The organism is Ekhidna lutea (assembly GCF_900188325.1).
Classification (GTDB): Bacteria; Bacteroidota; Bacteroidia; order Cytophagales; family Cyclobacteriaceae; genus Ekhidna; species Ekhidna lutea.
In genome coordinates, this window is the sequence record NZ_FZPD01000004.1 from 255,038 (window position 1) to 274,771 (window position 19,734).

The following is a 19,734-nucleotide window of genomic DNA, read 5'->3' on the forward strand; positions in this document are numbered from 1 at the left end:
TCAATTAAATAAATTTTGATTCTTTAAAATTGAAAAATTGTAATAAAAAGCTAAACTTTTTACCGCCTCGTCCGTATGACACGGAATTCTATCCTGCGGTTGGACTGGCGGTTGGATTCAGAAGTATTAGGATATAAAGGTTGGGTATCTGCATAGCCCTTGAATTCTAGTCTATCAGACGCTATTCCCATGTATTTAAGCTTTTCGTAAACAGCCTTGGCTCTTAGTCTTGATAAATTCTCATTGTACGATGTTGATCCAATGTCATCTGTGTGACCTGAGATTTCTACTACTATAGAAGGGTTCTCCTCAAGGAGGTCAAATGCGTTTTGGATTTCGGATATCGATTTATCATCAAGCTCATAGGAGTCCAGTTCAAAGTAGATGTTTTTTAGAACGAGTGACTCTCCTATTTCAATCGGCTGAAGTGCTATGTTGATAGTATCCGGCTTTACTAAACTTGAAACTTCAGTTTCAAAGTGAAAATCAGAATAAATAAATCCTTTCTTCTTAACATATGCCGCCAGTTCCAAACCGACAGGTAAAACCATATAATATTCGCCCGTTATTGAATCAGACTTGCTTCCATATATAGTTTCGTTCGTTTCCAGATTTACAACCTGAACATTGGCTGATAAGGGTTGGTTTGATTTGACATTGGTAACAGTGCCAACAATATAAGAGGTGCTTACAGCTTTCACTTCTTCGCTTAATTGTATGCTTACAATCTTACTATCCAGTATCTCAAAGTTTTTCTGTTCTTCTTTAGCAAAAAATGCACTTTCTCCATCGCTGCTAATTACTATGGCCACCTCATCTTTGTGGGTATTAATTGGATAGCCTAGATTCTGAGGTGCGGACCAGTTAGAATCCAACCTATTCGAATAATAAAGATCATAGCCTCCCATGCCAGGATATCCATTCGCCGAGAAATAAAGTTGCTTTCCGTTTGGATGTATAAATGGTGTTGTTTCGTCTCTTCGGGTATTTATTTCAGGGCCGAGATTAACAGGCGTTTTCCACTTACCATTTTCATTTTTAGTTACCCAAAGGTCTCTTCCACCAAAACCTCCGGATCTGTTAGAAGAAAAATACAGCGTTCGTCCGTCCGCTGATAGAGATGGCTGAGACTCCCAATACATGGAATTGACCGGTTTGCCAAGATTTTTTGGCTTTGACCAATTGTCTCCAACCTTTTTAGTTATATACAAATCGCAACTTCCGAATGAATGTTGATCATCGCAAGATGTAAAGATCATTGTCCGTCCATCAGCGGAAACTGTACACGCTCCTTCATTCAATGGTGAATTGATTCGAGGGGAAACCGATTGCCCTGGAGTCCATCTACCATCTATTTTTTTACTCACCACGATATCCTCATCACCCTGAACATGGTCTCGCTTGGTATAAAACAAGCTGGCATTGTCTATGGTAATTGACGGCAAGTATTGTAGTCTAAATCGGTTGACTTCTTTCGGCAGATAAGTGACAGCTATGGAGTCAGTAGCAACGCTGATTTGATCTTTTGAAAACTTTATGCTTTTTAAAAGAAGTTGAATATCATCCGCATTTCCTCTTTCTGGCACTCTTGATAAGAAAGAGTCAATGAACGTTTGGGCCTTCTCATACTCACCACGGTCCTGAGCCATAAATGCCAGCTTCTCTAAAACTGAAGCTATTGGTTCTGGTGCGTACTTTACATGCGACTTGAATTTGGAGTAAACAGAATCCTCATTTCCTAAGGCATTATATAGGCTGCCCATTCGGATATATGCTTCAAAGAACTCACTATCCTCCTGAACAGATTCTTCTAAAAAAGAGATGGCTGAAGCAAAATCACGTTCCTTGTATTTCTTGTCAGCTTTTTCGTAAAGCTTACGAGCTTTTTTGCTATCAGTTGAAAGGGGAGATTGTGAGAGTAGTGAGATGGAGAGGGTTAGTAATAAAAAAGTACCTATTAATCGGATTATGGAATATCCATGTACTTGTGTGTCTGTAGCGATATTTTCCATTTTGGGTTTTGCTTCACAAAATCAACGATCAAAGGTGTCATTTCTTTTTCTTTTGACCACTCTGGTTGCAGAAACAATTGCGAATCTGAATGCATTTTATCTCCATGACCTTCCGCCCATTTGAAATCACTTTTATTGAATGCGACTACTTTAAGTTCATGTGACTTGCTGTAAAACTCTTCTAGCGGAGCTTTGAATTTCTTTGGTGAAAAACATATCCAGTCCCATCGGCCACTAAGCGGGTATGCTCCAGAGGTTTCGATATTCGTTTGAAGTCCGGCCTTTTCTAATGATTCTGTAAGTAAGGTGAGGTCATACATTAGTGGTTCTCCCCCAGTCACTACAACCAAGTGAGCACCTGATTCTTTTGCAGCACTTACTATCTGATCAATACTAAACCAATCAAACTGAGAGGCATCCCATGACTCTTTTACATCACACCACACACAACCTACATCGCATCCTCCAAGCCGGATGAAATAGGCTGGTGTTCCGGAGAAGAAGCCTTCTCCCTGAATGGTATAAAAAGACTCCATCACCGGAAGGTATTCCGGATCAGTGATTGAGCTCATATGCCTTTAACGTATTCAATAAGAGTGAGGCTATTGTCATAGGACCAACTCCTCCTGGAACAGGAGTGATATAGCTTGTAATTGGAGCAACCTCATCGTACACCACATCGCCTGAAAGTCTGAATCCTGATTTTTTAGATTCATCTTCTACTCGCGTAGTTCCCACATCTATTACCACGGCCCCTTCTTTGACCATGTCTTTTGTGATCAATCCTGGCTTTCCAACAGCTACTATTAAAATATCAGCTGCTTTTGTATGTGATTTCAAGTCAACTGTCGCTTTGTGGCAAACGGTAACCGTAGCTTTTCCTTCCTGAAGCATCATTAAACTAAGCGGAGCTCCTGCAATTCTGCTTGCTCCTACCATTACACAGTTCTTTCCTTCTGTTTCTATCTCATACCTTCTAATCAACTCCATGATACCATATGGCGTGGCTGGCAATAGAAGTTGATTTTCAGAGACTATACTTCCAAAATTTTGATTCGTGAAACCATCTACATCTTTCAATGGTGAAATTCTTTCGGTAATGCGTTCAACAGAAATATGATCTGGTAAAGGAATCTGCACTATAAACCCGTCCACATCCTGATCTTCATTTTGCTGCTCAATATGCTTGATGAGTTTTTCTTCAGAAATGGTGCTTGCAAAATGCATCAATGTATAGTCAAAGCCTACTGCTTTGCATGCATTGATCTTTCCATTTACATAGGTATGACTTGCTCCGTCATCGCCAACTAATATGATCGCCAAATGAGGGGCACGCTTGCCATCTGCTTTGATTTTTTCAACCTTAGCGGCGATTTCATTTTTTATGTCTTTGGAGACCTTTCTCCCATCGATAATTTTAGGTTGGATGTCAGAAGTTTGAAGTTTGGAGCTAGTCATATTTATCACTAATTAAGTTTTTTCCTGAAAGCAATAGTCATATTCATTAAATCAAAACGTCTTTTATAAAAAAGATCGAATGACTCCTCGTTAATATATTTTCTCCTCCTCGCTTTATGTAAACAAGTAACTACCTCTGCAATCGAACGAATTGAATATCCTAAAAATCGTTTGTATTCTGGATTGGATTGTAAGATTGAACCTTCAGATATATTCAATGCTATTGAATCTGATGCCCTTCTTATTTGGGAAGTAAGATTGTAAATCTCTTCTTTAGGAAATTGTGAACTTGACTCAAAAATATCCTCTGCTAAATCCATTGAGTCATTCCATATTCTCAATTTCTCAAATTTGAATTTAATATCTCGCTCTTCCATCTTCCGACTGTTAACTTCAATCCAACTTTAATACAGCCATAAATGCTTCCTGAGGTATCTCTACGTTACCAACCTGACGCATTCGTTTTTTACCTTTTTTCTGTTTTTCTAAAAGCTTCCTCTTTCGCGAGATATCTCCTCCGTAGCATTTTGCTAAAACGTTCTTTCGCATCGCTTTCACGGATTCCCTCGCGATAATCTTGGTTCCGATAGCTGCCTGAACAGCGATTTCAAACATCTGCCTTGGGATCAGTTCTTTTAGCTTTTCACAAAGTCTCTTACCCCACTCATAGGCTTTATCTCTATGGACAATCGCCGATAGAGCGTCTACTTTATCGCCATTCAACATGATATCCAGCTTCACCATGTCTGATCTTCGGTATCCGATCAATTCGTAATCCAGTGACGCATAACCTCTGGAAATGGTCTTTAGCTTATCGAAGAAGTCAAAAACGATTTCTGCCAAAGGAATTTCGAAGGTTAACTCTACTCGGTTTGATGTGAGATAAACTTGATTCTTAATTTCTCCTCGTTTGTCCATACATAGGGCAATTATCGGCCCGATAAACTCTGCCTTTGAAATGATCTGTGCTCGAATGAAAGGTTCTTCAATGTGACTGATCAGGTTTGATTCTGGTAGCTCAGAAGGCGCACTCACTTTCAAAATATTGCCATCATTTTCAATTGCATGAAATCGCACGGATGGAACTGTTGTAATTACAGTCATGTCGAACTCACGCTCCAACCTTTCCTGTACTATCTCCATATGTAGCATTCCAAGGAATCCACATCTAAAACCGAATCCTAAAGCCGCTGAGGTTTCAGGCTCCCAGATCAGAGAAGCATCGTTCAATTGCAGCTTTTCCATGGAAGCTCTTAGCTCCTCAAATTCGCTTGTCTCTACAGGATAAATTCCTGCAAAAACCATCGGCTTTACGTCCTCAAACCCTTTTACTTGTCTTTGTGTAGGTCGATCTACATGGGTAATCGTATCCCCTACTTTTACTTCCTTAGCAACTTTAATTCCTGATATAAGGTAGCCCACATTACCTGCTGAGATTGACTTTTTGGGTTCGTGCTCAAGCCTAAGCACACCAATTTCATCAGCTTCGTACGTTTTCCCGGTATTGACAAACTTTACTTTATCTCCTTTATTCAATGAGCCGTTGAAAACGCGAAAGAAAACCTCAATTCCTCTGTATGGATTAAATACAGAATCAAAAATCATGGCCTGAAGTGGCTCGTCAGGATCTCCTTCCGGACTTGGCACCCGACTTACTATTGCCTCTAAGATATCTGTCACTCCTATTCCTTCTTTAGCACTAGCATGAATGATGGATTCTTTTTCACAACCAATCAAATCAATGATTTGATCTGAAACTTCATCCGGCATAGCACCAGGAAGATCAATTTTGTTTAGAACAGGAATTATCTCCAGGTCATGCTCCAAGGCCAGGTAAAGATTGGAAATGGTCTGCGCTTCAATTCCCTGTGCTGCATCAACCACAAGTAAGGCGCCCTCACAAGCAGCGATAGATCGTGAAACCTCATACGAAAAATCTACGTGTCCCGGGGTATCGATAAGGTTAAGGGTATACTTCTCTCCATTCAACTCATAATCCATTTGGATCGCATGACTTTTGATGGTGATGCCACGCTCACGCTCCAGATCCATATTATCAAGCAACTGAGCTTGCATATCCCGATCTGAAACCGTGTGAGTAAACTCCAATAACCGATCAGCCAGGGTACTTTTACCATGGTCAATATGGGCAATGATGCAGAAGTTTCGAGTGTTCTTCATATAGTTGTTCTAGCCAGCAGATTGTGACGTTTGAGCCTCAACCCTTTGAAAATTAGGCGCAAAGGTAACATGACCCTACCCCGCTTCAAAGGGTGAAATACAATTTGATCGAAAAATGATTACTCCTTGTTTTTAGTGTCAACAAGAATGGTGACAGGACCATCATTAACCAAAGAAATCTGCATATCCGCCCCGAATTCACCTGTTTTAATCTCACTATCTAAATGAGTCTGCATTTCCGCAACAAATGCCTCATAAAGAGGAATTGCTATCTCAGGCTTGGCAGCCTTAATGTATGATGGTCGATTTCCCTTTTTAGTGCTGGCGTGCAGCGTGAATTGACTAACAACCAAAGCTTCTCCATTGACTTCCAGAATGCTTTTATTCATAACACCTGTGTCATCTGGGAAAATTCTCATATTGCTGATTTTTCTGCACAGCCACTCAATATCTTCCTGCCCGTCAGTTTCTTCTATTCCCAACAGAATCATTACCCCAGTATCGATGCTGGATTTTACTTTGCTATCAATAGAAACGGAAGCTGATATTACACGTTGAATAACTGCTCTCATGAATATGCAATGTCAATCATTTGACTTGGCTTATATCTGGCAAATCCCTCTTCATTTTTATTTGCAACCTGAATCATGGATTTAGCAACTTCTACATCTCTTATAGCCCCCACCCTCTTTTTAGATGCAATGACAAAAAAAGAGGCAATTGCACTGATCACTTTCGCCACCTCTTCTAGGAATCGATATTCCTTTCGGTCTCCCAATAAAAGTGAAGGTTGAAATATTTTAAGTGACTTTAGATTTAATTCCTGAAGCTTATCCTCGAGTGTTCCTTTGGCCATGTTATAGAAAAGAGGAGAAGAACTATTCGCGCCTACGGCTGTTACAATCAATAATTGATTAAAGTCTTTCTGCTCTTGAGCGATACGTGCAAACGCTAACGGATAATCAACATCTATTTTGAGAAAGGCTTCTTTTGATCCGGCTTTTTTTCTTGTTGTTCCAAGCGCGCAATAAAAGTCATGTGCATTCATTTTGTTTTGATGCTTTTTTAAGTCATCAAAATCTTCGACAATGATTTCAATAAGCTTTGGATCTTTTATCTCATGTGAATGGCGAACAATGGCAACTACAGAGTCATAGCTTTCCTCTTTTAAGAGTAAGCGTACAAGCTGTTTCCCCACCAATCCCGTCGCACCAATAACCAATGCCTTCTTATTTGTCATACTCTCAATTTCAGATTGAATAGTACAATAATATTAGTCCGCTTGTTCCCACTGTTCCTTTTCCCATAGATGAAACTTTTTAATATCTCGATTAATTTTTCGTGCAATCAAAAAAACAACCGATGCATCGTCAGTAAATCCAAGAGCAGGGATAAAGTCCGGGATCAGGTCTGTTGGTATGATAAAATATAGTAAGGCGAAAACGATAAGTAATATCGTAGATACAGGAAAAGACTTGTATTCTCCGGAGATATGGGACTGAACCATTCGAATGAGTATTTCCAATTTGGATTTAAGCTCCTGAAGCTCATTTGAATTTGTCGCAAGCTTTTTTAGCTTTTCCCCGGCATTTGATAAAGTAGATTTTATTTGCTCCTTATCGCCGGCAGTCTCTTTTGCCTTCTCCCATATTTTCTTTGTCTTTTCCACTTCTAAAAAACGTCTTGAATTTCTTCTTTTATATACTTGATGGCTTGTTTTGGCGTATCCATTTCTTCTCCGGCCGTATTCTCCAAAATCGCCCGTGAAAGATCGAACCCTGTAGCCTTTTCGTCCAATGCATTTGCAGATGAATTAACTACTGAAATTGTTTGCTCAACTGCGGTGGTAACATAGGTCCAGGCACTATCAGACATATACACTTGCTGTGAAAGGTTATGATTAAACTCATTCCTAATCTCATGGATTAGAATATGCTGAAATTCTTCTGCCGAATAATCTGAGCTACTCAGTCTGGAAATCAGATTCGCTGGTGTAATTCGCTCAAGCAACAATACAATTCTTTCATAAGCCTGCAGCCTTATCGGCACTACGATCTCCTGATTCTTTTGGCGGACGCTAAAAGCTATCTCGTCTAGTTGCTTTTGCAAGAAAGATCGAACAAGCAAGTAGGCCAGATACAGTACCAAGCCGGCGGGAATTGTAATTTTCAGAAGGTCGTAAACCATTTCCATTGATTGGATTGTTAAGTGTTTTGATAAACGTCAAAAATAATACTTTTACACGGAGGCAATAAGTAAATAGCAAAGTGATGAAACCACCTGTGGAAATAACGGACAGAGCGCTGGAAGAGGTTAAGAATATTTTAAAAAATAAAGGAATTCCTGAAGGATATGGGTTGCGCATAGCTACCAAAGGCATGGGGTGCGGCGTGGGATTTAAGTTGGGTTTTGACAAAAAGAAAGAAACCGACGATGAATACTTCATCGATGGTGTGCAGGTGCTAGTACGAAAAAGTGAAATGATGTTTTTGGTAGGCAAGAAAATTGAGTTTTACGATGAGGCAGATGCTAGGGGTTTTGTGTTTGTGTAAGCAAATTCAATCTTATTAAAATTTAAAAGTTCTTAAATGCAGAAACTAACATTCACTACCCTTCTATTTCTAGTTGCTTTCATTACAAACGGCCAAAAAGATAACTTTGAAGAAGGGTATTACATTTCATCACAAGGAACTAAGGTTAACTGTCTAATTAAGAATGAAGATTGGCTTAAGAACCCCACTGAAATAACCGTTCTAGCAGAAGGAATAGACAAAATATTGACAATAGATCAAATAGAGGAGTTTGGCATCCATGACTATTCTAAATATGTGAAGTTCACTACAAAAATTGATCAATCCCCAACTAAAACTTCGAAGCTTTCAAATTCAAGGAATCCCGACTGGGAGACAAAAACTGTGCTTCTAAAAACCTTACTTGAAGCAGATCTTACTCTTTACGAATATTTTAATAACAATTCGTACAAGTACTTTATCGAAAGTAGCAACGAATTGGAGCCTCTTGTTTTTAAGAAATATCAAAAGAAAGCCGGCATTGTTTTAATCAATAATTATTACCAGCAGCAAATAAAGCAATATGCAGATTGTGACGAATTTGATGACCGAAAGCTTGCCAGCATAGATTATAACTCCAGAGATTTGATCAGAGTTATTACTGTTATTAATCAATGCAAGGAAAGTGCTATCCTTAATTATCATGAAATGAAGTCTGGAACTCAGAAATTATTTAATCTAAGTATTACCTCTGGTCTTAGCTTTAGCTCCTTAAGTTTGAGTCCTGCAAGCGGTGATGATATTGAGTATGATAATGAAAACAATATCAGAATAGGCGTTGAGTTGGAGTATATTCTGCCGTATGCAAACGGTAAATGGTCCATAATAGCAGACCCTCACTATCAATATTATTCATCCAGTGCTGAAACAAAATCGACTGCAACCGGAGGTGTTGATAAAAAAACAATTGACTACAGATCAATTGTATTACCTATTGGTTTGAGAAGGAATTTTTCTTTTCATGACAACTTCATGTTTGCCAACTTACTTTACAGTTTTGACTTTGACTTTAAGTCAAAAGTTGGGATTGATGACATTGAAGTTGAAGGTAGACCTGCATTAGGTATTGGAATTGGAATTAAAAAGAAAAAGTTGAGCTTCGAAACACGATATAACTTAAATAGGGAGATAACCGGGAATCATGTGTTTTACAGTTCTGACTATAGAAAAATGTCCCTTATATTTTCCTACCTAATACTATGAGATCAGCCCTCTAACTCCACGGTCGCCTTTTGGCAAAGCCCTTTAATGGGCGGATTGTATTTACTGATGCGAACCTCAACGTGATTGATTTGGGGGAAATTTTCTTTTAGTGCTTTGATCATCTTTCCGGCCAGGTGCTCCAAAAGATTAGCATCAATGCTCATCACGTTCTGGACGATTTCATAGACCTTTTCATAGTTAACCGTGCCTTCCAGTTTGTCATCTGAGGCAGCTTCGGAAAAGTCTACATCAAGCGTTACATCCACACTGTATTTATTGCCAATGACACGCTCTTCTTCATAGTAGCCATGGCGAGCGTAGAACTCCATTCCCTCCAACGAAACCTTCCCCATACGATTAGTCTGTGTCTAGTTCGTCAAAAAAGGAAACGGTCTTAGAAACACGAGGACCCTTTTTCTCTTCTTTTGGCTCATCCTCTTCTTTCTTCTCAGATTTTGGCTCTGACTTGGGCTCTTCTTTCTTCTGTGGTTCAGGCTCAGGTTTACGTATTACGGGCTCCTCCTTTTTAGATACAGGTTCTTTTTCCTCTTCTTGTTTTTCTTGAGGTTGTTTACTGATAATTCGCTCTTTCAGCTCCTCTGTTTTGGGTGGCTCTGCATTTGGCTTTTCATCCGATTCCGGCACTTCTGACTCAGGGATTTCTGCCTTTGGCACTTCGACAGGAGGTGTTTCCAGCTTTTTCGTCTCGGCCTGAACCTCCGTCCGCTCTGCTTTTATGCGCTCTTCACTATCCCGAGCAAGCTTTTTCACCCGCTTAACGTAATCATCAAATTTAAACTCCTTACTCTCTCCGGTATTTCGTTCCACCTTTTCAATTAGGGTAACCGATAAGTTCTTGAGCTCCTGAAGTGCGTTTTGACGATGATTCTCAATATCTCTATGATTCTGCTCAATGCTCTTGACTGCATCCTGCAATTCCTCAATGATTTGACGAGCTTCCATTTCTGCCTGCTCGATCATCGCACGGGCTTTGTTTTTTGACTCACTGAGCAGACCTTCTGCATTCATTTTGGTCTCCTTCATATGAAGTTCGGCAGCTTTATTGGCCTGCTCGATCACATTGGCACCCGTATCTTCTGCGGTCTTAAGGGTTTTATAGAGGGAACTCTCCACCTCACGAAGTTTAGAGACTTCTTTTTCGGCTTGCTTGAGCTTTATGGATAGCTCTTTGTTTTCCTCCAGCATTCGTTCCCATTCGTTGGATAATGACTGGAGAAATGCATTGACTTCATCTTTATCGTACCCTCTTAGCTTTTTCTCAAAGTCTTTCTGACGAATTTCCAGCGGTGTTATCTTCATTCTGCAAATTTAATTTCCCAAACGGAGATCGAACGATCATCGCTACAAGTTACTAACAAGTCTCGATAATTCATCCATAGCAGCTTATTAACGCTATTTCCATGTCCGGCATGTCTGTGTTTGTCCAACACTTTTAGCAATTTAAAATTATGCGCATCCCAGAGCTTAATCGATTTATCAATGCTACCAGTTACAAAATACCTACCATCCGGTCTGAAAATGATGTCATTGACCGTGTATAGATGTGCGGCAATCGACTCACGAAGTACATAATCAACCTGCGTATCCCAAACTTTTACATGTGCATCCCGACCTACTGAAATCAAATACTTTCCGGTCGGATGATATTTGGATGAAAAAACCGAGTTAGTATGGCCTTTTAATGAATGATCTACTTCCATACTATGGACATCCACAATTCGTGTAAGGTTATCACTAGCAGCAATGGCGACTTTATCATTAAACTGATCGAACGAACGAATGCGATCATTCGCATATTTTATCCGACGCACAATTTCGAGATCCTTATTCAAAACAATAACTTCTCCATTCGAAAGCCCCGTCCAGATCTGGTCATCGACTATTTTCAAATCAAACACCTGATATTCACCCAAATGTATTGAACCAACCTCTTTTTTAGCTTTCAAGTCGATTTTGTGAATCCCGTCATTATTTTGACCTACATATAAATATCCTGAATCGCTATCGTAAGTCAGAGCATATACCGAGCCAGATACTTTGACAATAACTTCCCCCTCATCCGGTGATTTAAGATCCCAAAGAACTACCATTCCATCTCCGCCCGCTGAAATAAACCGATGATCATCCAACTCCTCCAAGGTATAGATGCTGTCATTGTGTCCTAGAAAAGTATGCAGTTTTTTTGCGCTGATTGTACCCATTTGGGGCACAAAAGTATTACAATTGCTTATGCCTTTGTTACTAAACAAGCAGATTGATGATCGGTCTGCCTATGCGGTTTGGAACATTCAAGAGACTTTTCTTGAGCTTCCTTACCTTTCCCCAGAGCCATTTCCTGCTGAATTAGCTCCTGTAAGACAAGCAGAATGGATTGTAGGGCGAATATTGGTGAAATCCCTCTGTGAAAAATTTGAGATTCCTTATGAAGGAATAGCCAAACAAGAAAAAGGTAAACCTTATCTGATTGGTAATGGTGCTCATATTTCTATCTCTCACTCCTTTCCTATTGCTGCTGCGATGATCCATCTAGATAAACCATGCGGGATAGATATGGAGCGGCCCAGAGATAAGCATGAATACGTGAAGATGAAATACCTTCATGAATCAGAAATGCAATACAAAGACGATCTGAAAAAGCTTTGCACCATCTGGTGTGCGAAGGAAGTCATCTACAAAATATTTGGCCGTAAGTTTCTCAGCCTGAAAGACGAAATCAAAGTCACTTTTGAGTCAGAAGAGATCATTAAAGGAGAAATACTAAAAAAAGGACATGAAGACACCCACGAAATCCACTACGAGTGGGTCAAAGAGTATTTACTTGCTTTTGGGATTTAGAAGGTAAACAATATACGAAAGGAAGTCTTAGAAGATGGTTTTTGATCCTAGCGTCAAAAGTACCCTTATGCTTATGAAACATTTCCATAGCTTTTTATAACCTTCATTTTTGGCTTGAACCAAAAACGAATCGCAACGGCGAACCGTCAAAAAGTTCAAGAAAGTTTGAAAGCTATCCACTCACATGCCCACGCCGGCCCGCCAAACTTTCATTCCCTCCCGCCAAAACGCAATGGTATCGCTTAATTTCTCTTCTGATGTTAGTAAATAAAATTTACTTTTTAGTTGTTCATGGTCATAGAAAGAAAGTTTAATCATTCATCTTTCAACGTTTTGACTGGATTTATCCTTGCTGCTTGATAAGATTTAAAACTCACCGTCAAAGCTCCAATTATAAATGTGATAAGGCCAGCTACAACGAATAAGAAAGGACTTATAGTTGTCCTGAATTCGAATCCATCTAACCATTGCTGAGCATAGTAATAGCCAAAAGGAATGGCCAGAATAAATGCGAAAATCATTAGAATGGAATAGTCCTTTGATAACAAAAGTACCAGGTGTCTTACGCTTGCCCCATGTACTTTACGTACCCCAATTTCTTTTGACCGTTGCTCTGCTGTGAATGCTGAAAGTCCAAACAATCCGAGGCAGGAAAGAAAGATTGAGATACAAACAAAGATTTTCACAAGGTTACTAATAAGAAACTCTGTGCTATAATTTTCCGCATATGCTTCATCTACATAATTATAATCAAGTTCGTAACCTGAACTCAGACTTGTCAAAATCTCCTCTATTTTAACTAAAACTTCTGATGGATTATCACTTACTCTAACCAATGCTACACCCGACTGAGCTGGGTTAAAACAGCTAATTATCAATGGAGAAATGCTTTCATGTAAATCCTGCATGTGGTAATTCTTTATCACACCAATAACTCGTCCTTCAATACCCCAAAAAGAAAGCTTCTTGTTTATGGGATCATCAAACCCCATGACCTCAGCAGCCACTTCGTTTATTAAAAAACTGGTGGAATCACCAAGGTCACTTGAAAAATCCCGACCCTGTAATATTTGTATTTCAGTGGTTTCAATAAAGGATTTATCAGTTAGCATGATGTTGATTTCATAATCTGCATTTGGATCTTTCCCCTCCCAGCTTGCTGAACTTGTTGACCAATTTGTTTCCAGTGGATTTCCGGCTGCAACAGATACATTTTTTACATATGGGATCTTTCCAATTTCATCTTTAAGTGTTTCCCATCGTTCACCCAACTCATAATTTAAGCTCACAGAAATCAGATTGGTTTTATTCAGCCCCAGGTCTTTGTCCAGCACGTAATTAAGCTGCTTATACACCACACTGATACTAATTATGAGAAAGGTGGAAATCGCAAACTGGAAAACGACCAGTCCTTTTCGCATCATTGCTGCTCCGGAAGATTGCCTTACCACTCCTTTTAGTGAATTGACAATCTTGAATCGAGGAAGAAGAAGTGCAGGATAGCTGCCGGACAGGAGGCCTACTATCAATATGATTCCCAAAATGTAAATCCATGTTGAAAGTGAGCTAAAATCCATAAACAAGTTTTTGTCTACCATCTGATTAAAGTATGGGAGAATCAGTTGGATAAGGACAAGAGAAATCCCCATCGCGAAAGTTGCCGTTAAAACAGATTCAAATAAAAACTGATTGCCAATGGACGACTTATGAGCACCCATTACTTTCCTTAAACCCACCTCCTTAGAGCGCCTACTTGATCGGGCTGTTGCCAGGTTAGTAAAGTTGATACAAGCTATGATTAAAATGAGAAGGGCTATAGCTGTGAGTATTTTCACATATTCGATCCGGCCACCATCTATTACACCATTTTTAAAGTTTGAGTACAGATAATAATCCTGAAACTTATGAAGTATTAACTCCTCATCGCCTGCATTATCCTGACCTGCAGCGTATTCTTTAATGCTGTTTTTAATTCGTTCACCGACTATTGGTGCATTTTGCTGATCACGTAGTGTGAAGTAAACCCGAAAGCTTCCATTACCCCAATCATCTACCCAGGTATTTTCTTTGTAGTAAACCTCTGCAGGAAGCAGCCAGTCAAACTGAAGCGAGGAATTATCCCCAACGTTTTCAAAAACACCTGTAACAGTTGCTTTCTGTTCGTCATCGAGGGTCAGTGTTTGCCCAAGCGCTGTATCTTTCCATCCAGACCCAAAGAACTTCTCAGCAACTGATCTAGAAATCATAATGGAGCTGAGGTCAGCTAATGAGGTCTGTCTATCTCCCTCGAGCAGTTCAAAAGAAAACATGGACAAGAAACTCGGAGTGACATAAAATCCAACTTCGTCAGTGCGGTCATCTTCAAGTTCAAGCCTCGTTTCTATTGGCCAACTTACCTGCGCAACCTGATCAACTTCTGGGTATTCCTCTCGCATTAGATCAGCGGCTGGCTTAGGGACAGTGAATGTAGTCCGAACTTCCCTTCCGGATTGTTTCATGTTTCTAAAAAGCTGATAGATTCTATCACCTTCCACATGAAATTTATCAATCGATACTTCATCATTCACCCAGAGGAAAATGGTGGTTGATGTAGTGATTCCAACAATTAACCCAAGTAGGTTCAACGTGGTGAATCCCTTGTACCTCAAGGCATTTCTGAAAATAATTTTTAGATAATTTTTAATCATAGCAGTATGTATTAGTCCGTTTTTGAGTTCGATATTTTTGATGATTCCCGGGCGAAATAGTAGAAGGACATCTAGCAGATATTTTAGCTTGGCCTTTGGTTGACTTTCAGTGAATCTTTCTGCGTATAACTCTGAAAGGTCACCTTCTACATCTTCAATGAGGTTTGGATTGCAAAACCATCTCAGAAATCGAGTAGGCAATTTGGGTGGTGATATTTCAGAAGAACTACTCATGCAAATTTGAAATCAAATGCTACCGAAGGAATTGAATCCCACAGCTGCTTTCTTGTTTCCATTACTTGTTCCAAAACTCTTTTACCAAGTGGTGTTACTTTGAAATAGCGTTTACGCTTTCCTCCTCTCACAGCTGTCGCTTCTCCAAATTCAGAATCGAGATATCCTTTTTTCTCCAGTCTGTTCAAAGCTGTTCGCATTGCGCCTACACTTACCTTTCTTTCCAGCCTATTCTCTATTTCCTCTTTTATTGATATACCGTAAGCATCTTTATACAGAACAGCTACAGTAAGCATTACGACCTCCTCAAATTCTCCTATTGAATATTTTCCCATAGAATTTTTATTTAAATCCTAAAAGTAGTCAAAATATTTAAATCCTAAACGTAGCTTTAATAAAATGGTTTTATAACCAGCAAATTTTCAATTGATTATTTGTGTAGCCGTGCCTGGGCCTTATCGCTTTTTAATTCTCTGAGTGCATCCGTTGCAATCCATCGTGCAGCTTTGGAACCTTGCGCTTTGATACGCTCAGCCACTTGAATGGCCTCCTTATTGAGTGACGAATTTCGTTTTCCAATTTGTCTCAGTGCCCAATTGACCGCTTTTTTAACAAAATTTCTCTCATCCCACGCTTCACGTTCGATGATTGGGAAAAACAGTCTAATCTTTTCATCAGGCTGCTTAGCTCCTTTGAGTGAAAGTCCAACCATTGTGGCAAATGCCATCCGTTTTTCATACTCGGGTTCTCGGGTACTCCATTCATCAACTTTCCTGTATGCAAAATCAGTTTGTGGTATAATTTTCATTCCAATCCCATCAACTAAATCCCAGGAATAGCATTCGCGAGTCCATTTTTCAGCAATTTCTTCAGTGAAAAGTTTAGGTTCAGCAAGCAGAATTGCCAAATGCTTGCATTCATGCATGGGTTGATTCCAAAGTTCATTAGCTAGTTCTTGATTACGACCTATTTCCTTGGCATATGGTTTCAGGACAGCATTTTTAATTCCTAAAGCTTGTCCTCCTTTGATTCCAAAGTATTCCATTTTGGAGATATACTCCGGATCGGCTAATGATTGAAGGTCACTTAAAATCTCTTCTATTGTTTTCACAGTGAAAAATACTGGTCGTCCAGCTTCTGGAGAATCATCTTGATTTCATCGGCTTTATGATAGTCGCCCAGCTTTTCAAAAGAAACAATCAGGTTACGTAGTGCTCTTAGGATAATGTCAATATGCGAGCATGGGTCGTAGAAAATATCCTGTTTTTCAAGCTGAAGACTTTCCAGGTAATTATCGATATCATCTCGGGTAAAAATGAGTCCTCGATTGAAAACATTGATATAAAATGATTCTTCACCTATCTGGTAAGTCAGGATAAATAGATTTGGCAGGTTCACTCCGTGAATGGGTAATTCCATTTTTTGAGCCAGCAATAAGTACACAGCGCACAGTGAAATTGGATTTCCCTTTTTTGATTCCAACACCGCATTGATCATGGAATTTGCCGGTGAATGAAAATTCTTCGTATTTGCTCTAAACTTGAATTTATTGAAGAAGACTTCATTGAAGACTTTGATTCGATCGTATGGAGTCATTTCATCCTCCATATGTCGCCAGAGTTCATGATAAAGCTGCTCTATCTGTCCACTTAGCTCTTCTATTTCAAGGTCAGGATAGAGGTAGGTTGCGACGATCCAAAGACCTTCCAACAGATCTTCCCCTCCACCTTCTTTCCATTCAATAAATCGCTCCTTTAGTAATTCAAATTGAAGTTCGTGAACCAGATCCTCAATTTTGCTTTGAATGATGGGATTGAATGTACTTTCCCATTCTTGCTCCAGTAAGGGAATGATACTAGTACCAATTGACATTATTTTGTCCTCTACATGAGACACAACCTCATGATCTTCATCATCTAGAAGGACGACAAGCGCTTTTATTTCTGATTCTTTGAGCACTTACTAAAGTTATTAAGTTTGAATGACTCCTACATTCATTCGCTCTTCTATTGGCGCATGATTGGCCATTTCTATTCCTCTGGAAATGACATTTCTGGTTTCTTTTGGATCAATTATTCCATCTACCCACAATCTGGATGCAGCATAGTATGGGCTTAATTTTTCCCTGTAGGAATCTTCAATTTTCTTTAGTTGTGCTTTCTTCTCTTCTTCAGTCAATTCTTTTCCTTTTGCTTTTGCTGAAGCTATTTCGATCTGAAGAAGGGTCTTTGCTGCAGAACCACCGCTCATGACAGCTATTTCGGCTGTTGGCCAGGCATAGATCAACCTCGGATCATAGGCTTTACCGCACATCGCATAGTTTCCTGCTCCGTATGAGCTTCCCATCACAATACTAAACTTTGGCACTACCGAATTTGAAACGGCATTCACCATCTTAGCCCCATCTTTAATGATGCCCCCATGCTCCGATCTTGAGCCTACCATAAAACCATTTACATCGTGAAGGAAAACCAATGGTATTTTTCGCTGATTGCAGTTCATAATAAATCTAGCAGCCTTATCTGCAGAGTCCGAGTAGATCACTCCACCCATCTGCATTTCTCCTTTTTTGGTTTTCACAACTTTTCGCTGGTTTGCTACTATGCCAACGCTCCATCCGTCTACTCTTCCGTAACCACACACAATTGATTTACCATAAAGCTCTTTGTATTGATCAAATTCCGATTCATCAACCAGGCATTTGATTACCTCGACCATGTCGTATTGAACACCTCGATTATCCGGAAATTCGCCATAGATATCCTCCAACTTTTTCTTTGGAAGCTTAGGTTCTGATCGATTGAATCCAGCAGTTTCTGGTTCACCTACTTTATCAAAAATCTTTTTGATTGCGTCTAGCGCAGCTTTGTCATCCTTGAATTTATTGTCAGTTACTCCAGAAATCTCACAGTGAGTAGTCGCTCCACCGAGTGTTTCATTGTCTATGTCCTCTCCTACTGCTGATTTCACTAGATAGCTTCCAGCAAGAAAAACAGAGCCTGTCCCGTCAACAATCAAAGCTTCATCTGCCATGATAGGCAGGTATGCACCTCCAGCTACACAGCTGCCCATGATCGCGGCAATCTGAATGATCCCTTTAGAGGACATGACCGCATTATTTCGAAATTGCCGACCAAAATGTTCCTTGTCCGGAAAGATCTCATCCTGCATTGGGAGGAAGACCCCTGCACTATCAACCAGGTAAATGATCGGAAGATTATTTTCAATGGATATTTCCTGAGCCCTGAGATTCTTCTTTGCTGTCATCGGAAACCAAGCGCCAGCTTTCACAGTGGCATCATTTGCAACAATCATACACTGTCGGCCAGATACTTTTCCAATGCCTGTCACTACTCCTGCAGAAGGACAGCCACCAACCTCCTTGTACATGCCATCAGCAGCAAAAGCTCCAACTTCCAGAAAATCACCTGGATCATCCAAAAGGTATTCAATTCGCTCTCTTGCAGTGAGCTTGCCTTTCTTATGATGAGATGCTATTTTCTTTTCGCCTCCTCCAAGGTGTACTTTTTTTAAACGCTCGTTTAGTTTGTAAACCAACTGCTTGTTGGCATCTTCATTTTTGTTGAATTGAATGTCCATGAATTTTCGCTACTTACCCTCCTGAGAAATTCCCTTAAGTTTTTTATTCTTACGACCAAGCGGGCCCATAAAATCTTTGGGATAATTATTGAAATGGATGACCAATTCGTCCAGGTCAACCAATAGTTTATTTAGATTATTATAAACAGAATCATTGTTTAACATTTTGCCAAGGGTTCCTTCATCTGACTGAACAGCAAGCAATAATTTATTTACATGATCCAGTGATTCGTTTACTTTGCTTAGCGTTTCAGAAAGTGGAACCTGATTAAGTGAATCCACTAACAGTTTTGAGCTTGCAAGCAAACCATCCATCTGTTCAGATCGTTGCTTAAAACTCACTAGCAAATCATCCACATTCGTCAATGTATTTTCAACATCGAGTTGATTTACTTTGTATGTGATTGCACCAATTGAATACTTAAGTGTATCTACCGCTCCTGCAATATCAGTACTATTTAGCTGATCCAATAGGTCATTAAGCTTGGTTATTGTTGTATTGAGGTTATCTGCGACCGGTTCAAACTGAGAAAGCATGCCTCCATCCATTTCTGAAGCAAGTGTATCACCCGGCTCAGCTTTTTCCTGAGATTTTCCGACATCAAGCACAACTGCTTTCCCTCCAAAAAGTCCATCATTAGCCAGCGTGGCTGATGCATCTTTCCCGATGACCAGACCTTCATCAATATCAATGGAAACAACAATAAATCCTTTATCCTGAACGAGTTTAAATCCACTGACTCGCCCCACTGGCAAGCCGTTAAAATAGACCGGATTTGAAACATTCAATCCTGAAACATTTGTGTAGGTGGCATAATATCTATTAGAAGGAGCGAATAGATCGGAACCTCTTAAAAAATTAAAGCCATAATAAAGTAAAGCTCCCGCAATAATTGTGATTAACCCAATCTTGAATTCTTTTGACACAGTTTT

General features: G+C 39.7%; 21 protein-coding genes. 3 read left to right on the top strand and 18 right to left on the bottom strand.

What is annotated here, in order from left to right; all coding sequences use genetic code 11:
* Positions 1-59 precede the first annotated feature (59 nt).
* From CHB71_RS12240 to CHB71_RS12280, 9 genes are all read right to left on the bottom strand, one after another.
* Positions 60-2,012: an OmpA family protein gene (locus tag CHB71_RS12240; RefSeq protein ID WP_089357213.1), complete on the bottom strand. Its 1,953-nt coding sequence runs from the start codon at positions 2,010-2,012 to the stop codon at positions 60-62.
* Complete coding sequence (locus CHB71_RS12245) at positions 1,967-2,584, bottom strand: 7-carboxy-7-deazaguanine synthase QueE (RefSeq protein ID WP_089357214.1); 618 nt, start codon at positions 2,582-2,584, stop codon at positions 1,967-1,969. Before CHB71_RS12245 ends, CHB71_RS12240 begins: the two co-directional genes overlap by 46 nt.
* Positions 2,568-3,470: a bifunctional 5,10-methylenetetrahydrofolate dehydrogenase/5,10-methenyltetrahydrofolate cyclohydrolase gene (locus CHB71_RS12250; RefSeq protein WP_089357215.1), complete on the bottom strand. Its 903-nt coding sequence runs from the start codon at positions 3,468-3,470 to the stop codon at positions 2,568-2,570. Before CHB71_RS12250 ends, CHB71_RS12245 begins: the two co-directional genes overlap by 17 nt.
* 8 nt (positions 3,471-3,478) lie before the next feature.
* Positions 3,479-3,847: a four helix bundle protein gene (locus CHB71_RS12255; protein WP_245811263.1), complete on the bottom strand. Its 369-nt coding sequence runs from the start codon at positions 3,845-3,847 to the stop codon at positions 3,479-3,481.
* 16 nt (positions 3,848-3,863) lie between these two features.
* Positions 3,864-5,651, bottom strand: coding sequence for a translation elongation factor 4 (gene lepA, locus CHB71_RS12260; RefSeq protein WP_089357216.1), 1,788 nt, complete (start codon positions 5,649-5,651; stop codon positions 3,864-3,866).
* A 119-nt stretch (positions 5,652-5,770) separates the two neighbouring features.
* Positions 5,771-6,223, bottom strand: coding sequence for a D-aminoacyl-tRNA deacylase (gene dtd, locus CHB71_RS12265; RefSeq protein WP_089357217.1), 453 nt, complete (start codon positions 6,221-6,223; stop codon positions 5,771-5,773).
* Positions 6,220-6,891: an NAD(P)H-binding protein gene (locus CHB71_RS12270; protein ID WP_089357218.1), complete on the bottom strand. Its 672-nt coding sequence runs from the start codon at positions 6,889-6,891 to the stop codon at positions 6,220-6,222. The genes dtd and CHB71_RS12270 overlap by 4 nt, the downstream gene beginning before the upstream one ends.
* Positions 6,892-6,924: 33 nt before the next feature.
* Entirely contained in the window at positions 6,925-7,320 is a 396-nt protein-coding gene (locus CHB71_RS12275; RefSeq protein ID WP_089357219.1) for a YkvA family protein, read from the bottom strand.
* A gap of 2 nt (positions 7,321-7,322) precedes the next feature.
* A complete protein-coding gene (locus CHB71_RS12280; RefSeq protein ID WP_089357220.1) occupies positions 7,323-7,844 on the bottom strand; it encodes a DUF7935 family protein in 522 nt (173 codons plus the stop codon).
* Between the two features lie 77 nt (positions 7,845-7,921).
* Between CHB71_RS12280 and CHB71_RS12285 the strand changes: the two genes are divergently transcribed.
* The gene (locus tag CHB71_RS12285) at positions 7,922-8,203 is read left to right on the top strand and encodes a HesB/IscA family protein (RefSeq protein WP_089357221.1); all 282 of its coding nucleotides are present in this window, start codon (positions 7,922-7,924) and stop codon (positions 8,201-8,203) included.
* A 36-nt stretch (positions 8,204-8,239) separates the two neighbouring features.
* Entirely contained in the window at positions 8,240-9,424 is a 1,185-nt protein-coding gene (locus CHB71_RS12290; RefSeq protein ID WP_089357222.1) for a hypothetical protein, read from the top strand.
* Positions 9,425-9,426: 2 nt separating this feature from the next.
* Here the strand turns inward: CHB71_RS12290 and folB are convergent, their stop codons facing one another.
* From folB to CHB71_RS12305, 3 genes are read right to left on the bottom strand one after another with little or no spacing between them, the layout of a single operon-like run.
* Positions 9,427-9,777, bottom strand: a complete 351-nt coding sequence (folB, locus tag CHB71_RS12295; RefSeq protein WP_089357223.1) for a dihydroneopterin aldolase — start codon at positions 9,775-9,777, stop codon at positions 9,427-9,429.
* 4 nt (positions 9,778-9,781) lie between these two features.
* Positions 9,782-10,744, bottom strand: coding sequence for a DivIVA domain-containing protein (locus CHB71_RS12300; RefSeq protein ID WP_089357224.1), 963 nt, complete (start codon positions 10,742-10,744; stop codon positions 9,782-9,784).
* Positions 10,741-11,646 carry a WD40 repeat domain-containing protein gene (locus CHB71_RS12305; RefSeq protein WP_089357225.1) on the bottom strand — a complete coding sequence of 302 codons (906 nt, stop codon included), beginning with the start codon at positions 11,644-11,646 and terminating at the stop codon, positions 10,741-10,743. The genes CHB71_RS12300 and CHB71_RS12305 overlap by 4 nt, the downstream gene beginning before the upstream one ends.
* A gap of 28 nt (positions 11,647-11,674) precedes the next feature.
* Between CHB71_RS12305 and CHB71_RS12310 the strand changes: the two genes are divergently transcribed.
* On the top strand, positions 11,675-12,280 hold the full coding sequence (locus CHB71_RS12310) for a 4'-phosphopantetheinyl transferase family protein (RefSeq protein WP_179213403.1): 606 nt from the start codon (positions 11,675-11,677) through the stop codon (positions 12,278-12,280).
* Positions 12,281-12,594: 314 nt separating this feature from the next.
* Here the strand turns inward: CHB71_RS12310 and CHB71_RS12315 are convergent, their stop codons facing one another.
* From CHB71_RS12315 to CHB71_RS12340, 6 genes are all read right to left on the bottom strand, one after another.
* Entirely contained in the window at positions 12,595-15,201 is a 2,607-nt protein-coding gene (locus CHB71_RS12315; protein ID WP_089357227.1) for an ABC transporter permease, read from the bottom strand.
* Entirely contained in the window at positions 15,198-15,536 is a 339-nt protein-coding gene (locus CHB71_RS12320) for a PadR family transcriptional regulator (RefSeq protein WP_089357228.1), read from the bottom strand. The genes CHB71_RS12315 and CHB71_RS12320 overlap by 4 nt, the downstream gene beginning before the upstream one ends.
* A gap of 95 nt (positions 15,537-15,631) precedes the next feature.
* On the bottom strand, positions 15,632-16,312 hold the full coding sequence (locus CHB71_RS12325; RefSeq protein ID WP_089357229.1) for a DNA alkylation repair protein: 681 nt from the start codon (positions 16,310-16,312) through the stop codon (positions 15,632-15,634).
* The gene (locus CHB71_RS12330) at positions 16,309-17,160 is read right to left on the bottom strand and encodes a transglutaminase-like domain-containing protein (protein ID WP_245811264.1); all 852 of its coding nucleotides are present in this window, start codon (positions 17,158-17,160) and stop codon (positions 16,309-16,311) included. The genes CHB71_RS12325 and CHB71_RS12330 overlap by 4 nt, the downstream gene beginning before the upstream one ends.
* A gap of 12 nt (positions 17,161-17,172) precedes the next feature.
* Positions 17,173-18,801 (bottom strand): acyl-CoA carboxylase subunit beta, encoded by a 1,629-nt coding sequence (locus tag CHB71_RS12335; protein ID WP_089357230.1) that lies wholly within the window; start codon positions 18,799-18,801, stop codon positions 17,173-17,175.
* 9 nt (positions 18,802-18,810) lie between these two features.
* Positions 18,811-19,728 (bottom strand): MlaD family protein, encoded by a 918-nt coding sequence (locus CHB71_RS12340; RefSeq protein ID WP_179213404.1) that lies wholly within the window; start codon positions 19,726-19,728, stop codon positions 18,811-18,813.
* Between the last annotated feature and the right edge of the window lie 6 nt (positions 19,729-19,734).

Bases quoted from the DNA above. Each gene is read 5' to 3' on its own strand.
- CHB71_RS12240 (WP_089357213.1), bottom strand. From the start codon at position 2,012: ATGGAAAATATCGCTACAGACACACAAGTACATGGATATTCCATAATC.
- CHB71_RS12245 (WP_089357214.1), bottom strand. From the start codon at position 2,584: ATGAGCTCAATCACTGATCCGGAATACCTTCCGGTGATGGAGTCTTTT.
- CHB71_RS12250 (WP_089357215.1), bottom strand. From the start codon at position 3,470: ATGACTAGCTCCAAACTTCAAACTTCTGACATCCAACCTAAAATTATC.
- CHB71_RS12255 (WP_245811263.1), bottom strand. From the start codon at position 3,847: ATGGAAGAGCGAGATATTAAATTCAAATTTGAGAAATTGAGAATATGG.
- lepA (WP_089357216.1), bottom strand. From the start codon at position 5,651: ATGAAGAACACTCGAAACTTCTGCATCATTGCCCATATTGACCATGGT.
- dtd (WP_089357217.1), bottom strand. From the start codon at position 6,223: ATGAGAGCAGTTATTCAACGTGTAATATCAGCTTCCGTTTCTATTGAT.
- CHB71_RS12270 (WP_089357218.1), bottom strand. From the start codon at position 6,891: ATGACAAATAAGAAGGCATTGGTTATTGGTGCGACGGGATTGGTGGGG.
- CHB71_RS12280 (WP_089357220.1), bottom strand. From the start codon at position 7,844: ATGGAAATGGTTTACGACCTTCTGAAAATTACAATTCCCGCCGGCTTG.
- CHB71_RS12285 (WP_089357221.1), top strand. From the start codon at position 7,922: ATGAAACCACCTGTGGAAATAACGGACAGAGCGCTGGAAGAGGTTAAG.
- CHB71_RS12290 (WP_089357222.1), top strand. From the start codon at position 8,240: ATGCAGAAACTAACATTCACTACCCTTCTATTTCTAGTTGCTTTCATT.
- folB (WP_089357223.1), bottom strand. From the start codon at position 9,777: ATGGGGAAGGTTTCGTTGGAGGGAATGGAGTTCTACGCTCGCCATGGC.
- CHB71_RS12300 (WP_089357224.1), bottom strand. From the start codon at position 10,744: ATGAAGATAACACCGCTGGAAATTCGTCAGAAAGACTTTGAGAAAAAG.
- CHB71_RS12305 (WP_089357225.1), bottom strand. From the start codon at position 11,646: ATGGGTACAATCAGCGCAAAAAAACTGCATACTTTTCTAGGACACAAT.
- CHB71_RS12310 (WP_179213403.1), top strand. From the start codon at position 11,675: ATGCCTTTGTTACTAAACAAGCAGATTGATGATCGGTCTGCCTATGCG.
- CHB71_RS12315 (WP_089357227.1), bottom strand. From the start codon at position 15,201: ATGAGTAGTTCTTCTGAAATATCACCACCCAAATTGCCTACTCGATTT.
- CHB71_RS12320 (WP_089357228.1), bottom strand. From the start codon at position 15,536: ATGGGAAAATATTCAATAGGAGAATTTGAGGAGGTCGTAATGCTTACT.
- CHB71_RS12335 (WP_089357230.1), bottom strand. From the start codon at position 18,801: ATGGACATTCAATTCAACAAAAATGAAGATGCCAACAAGCAGTTGGTT.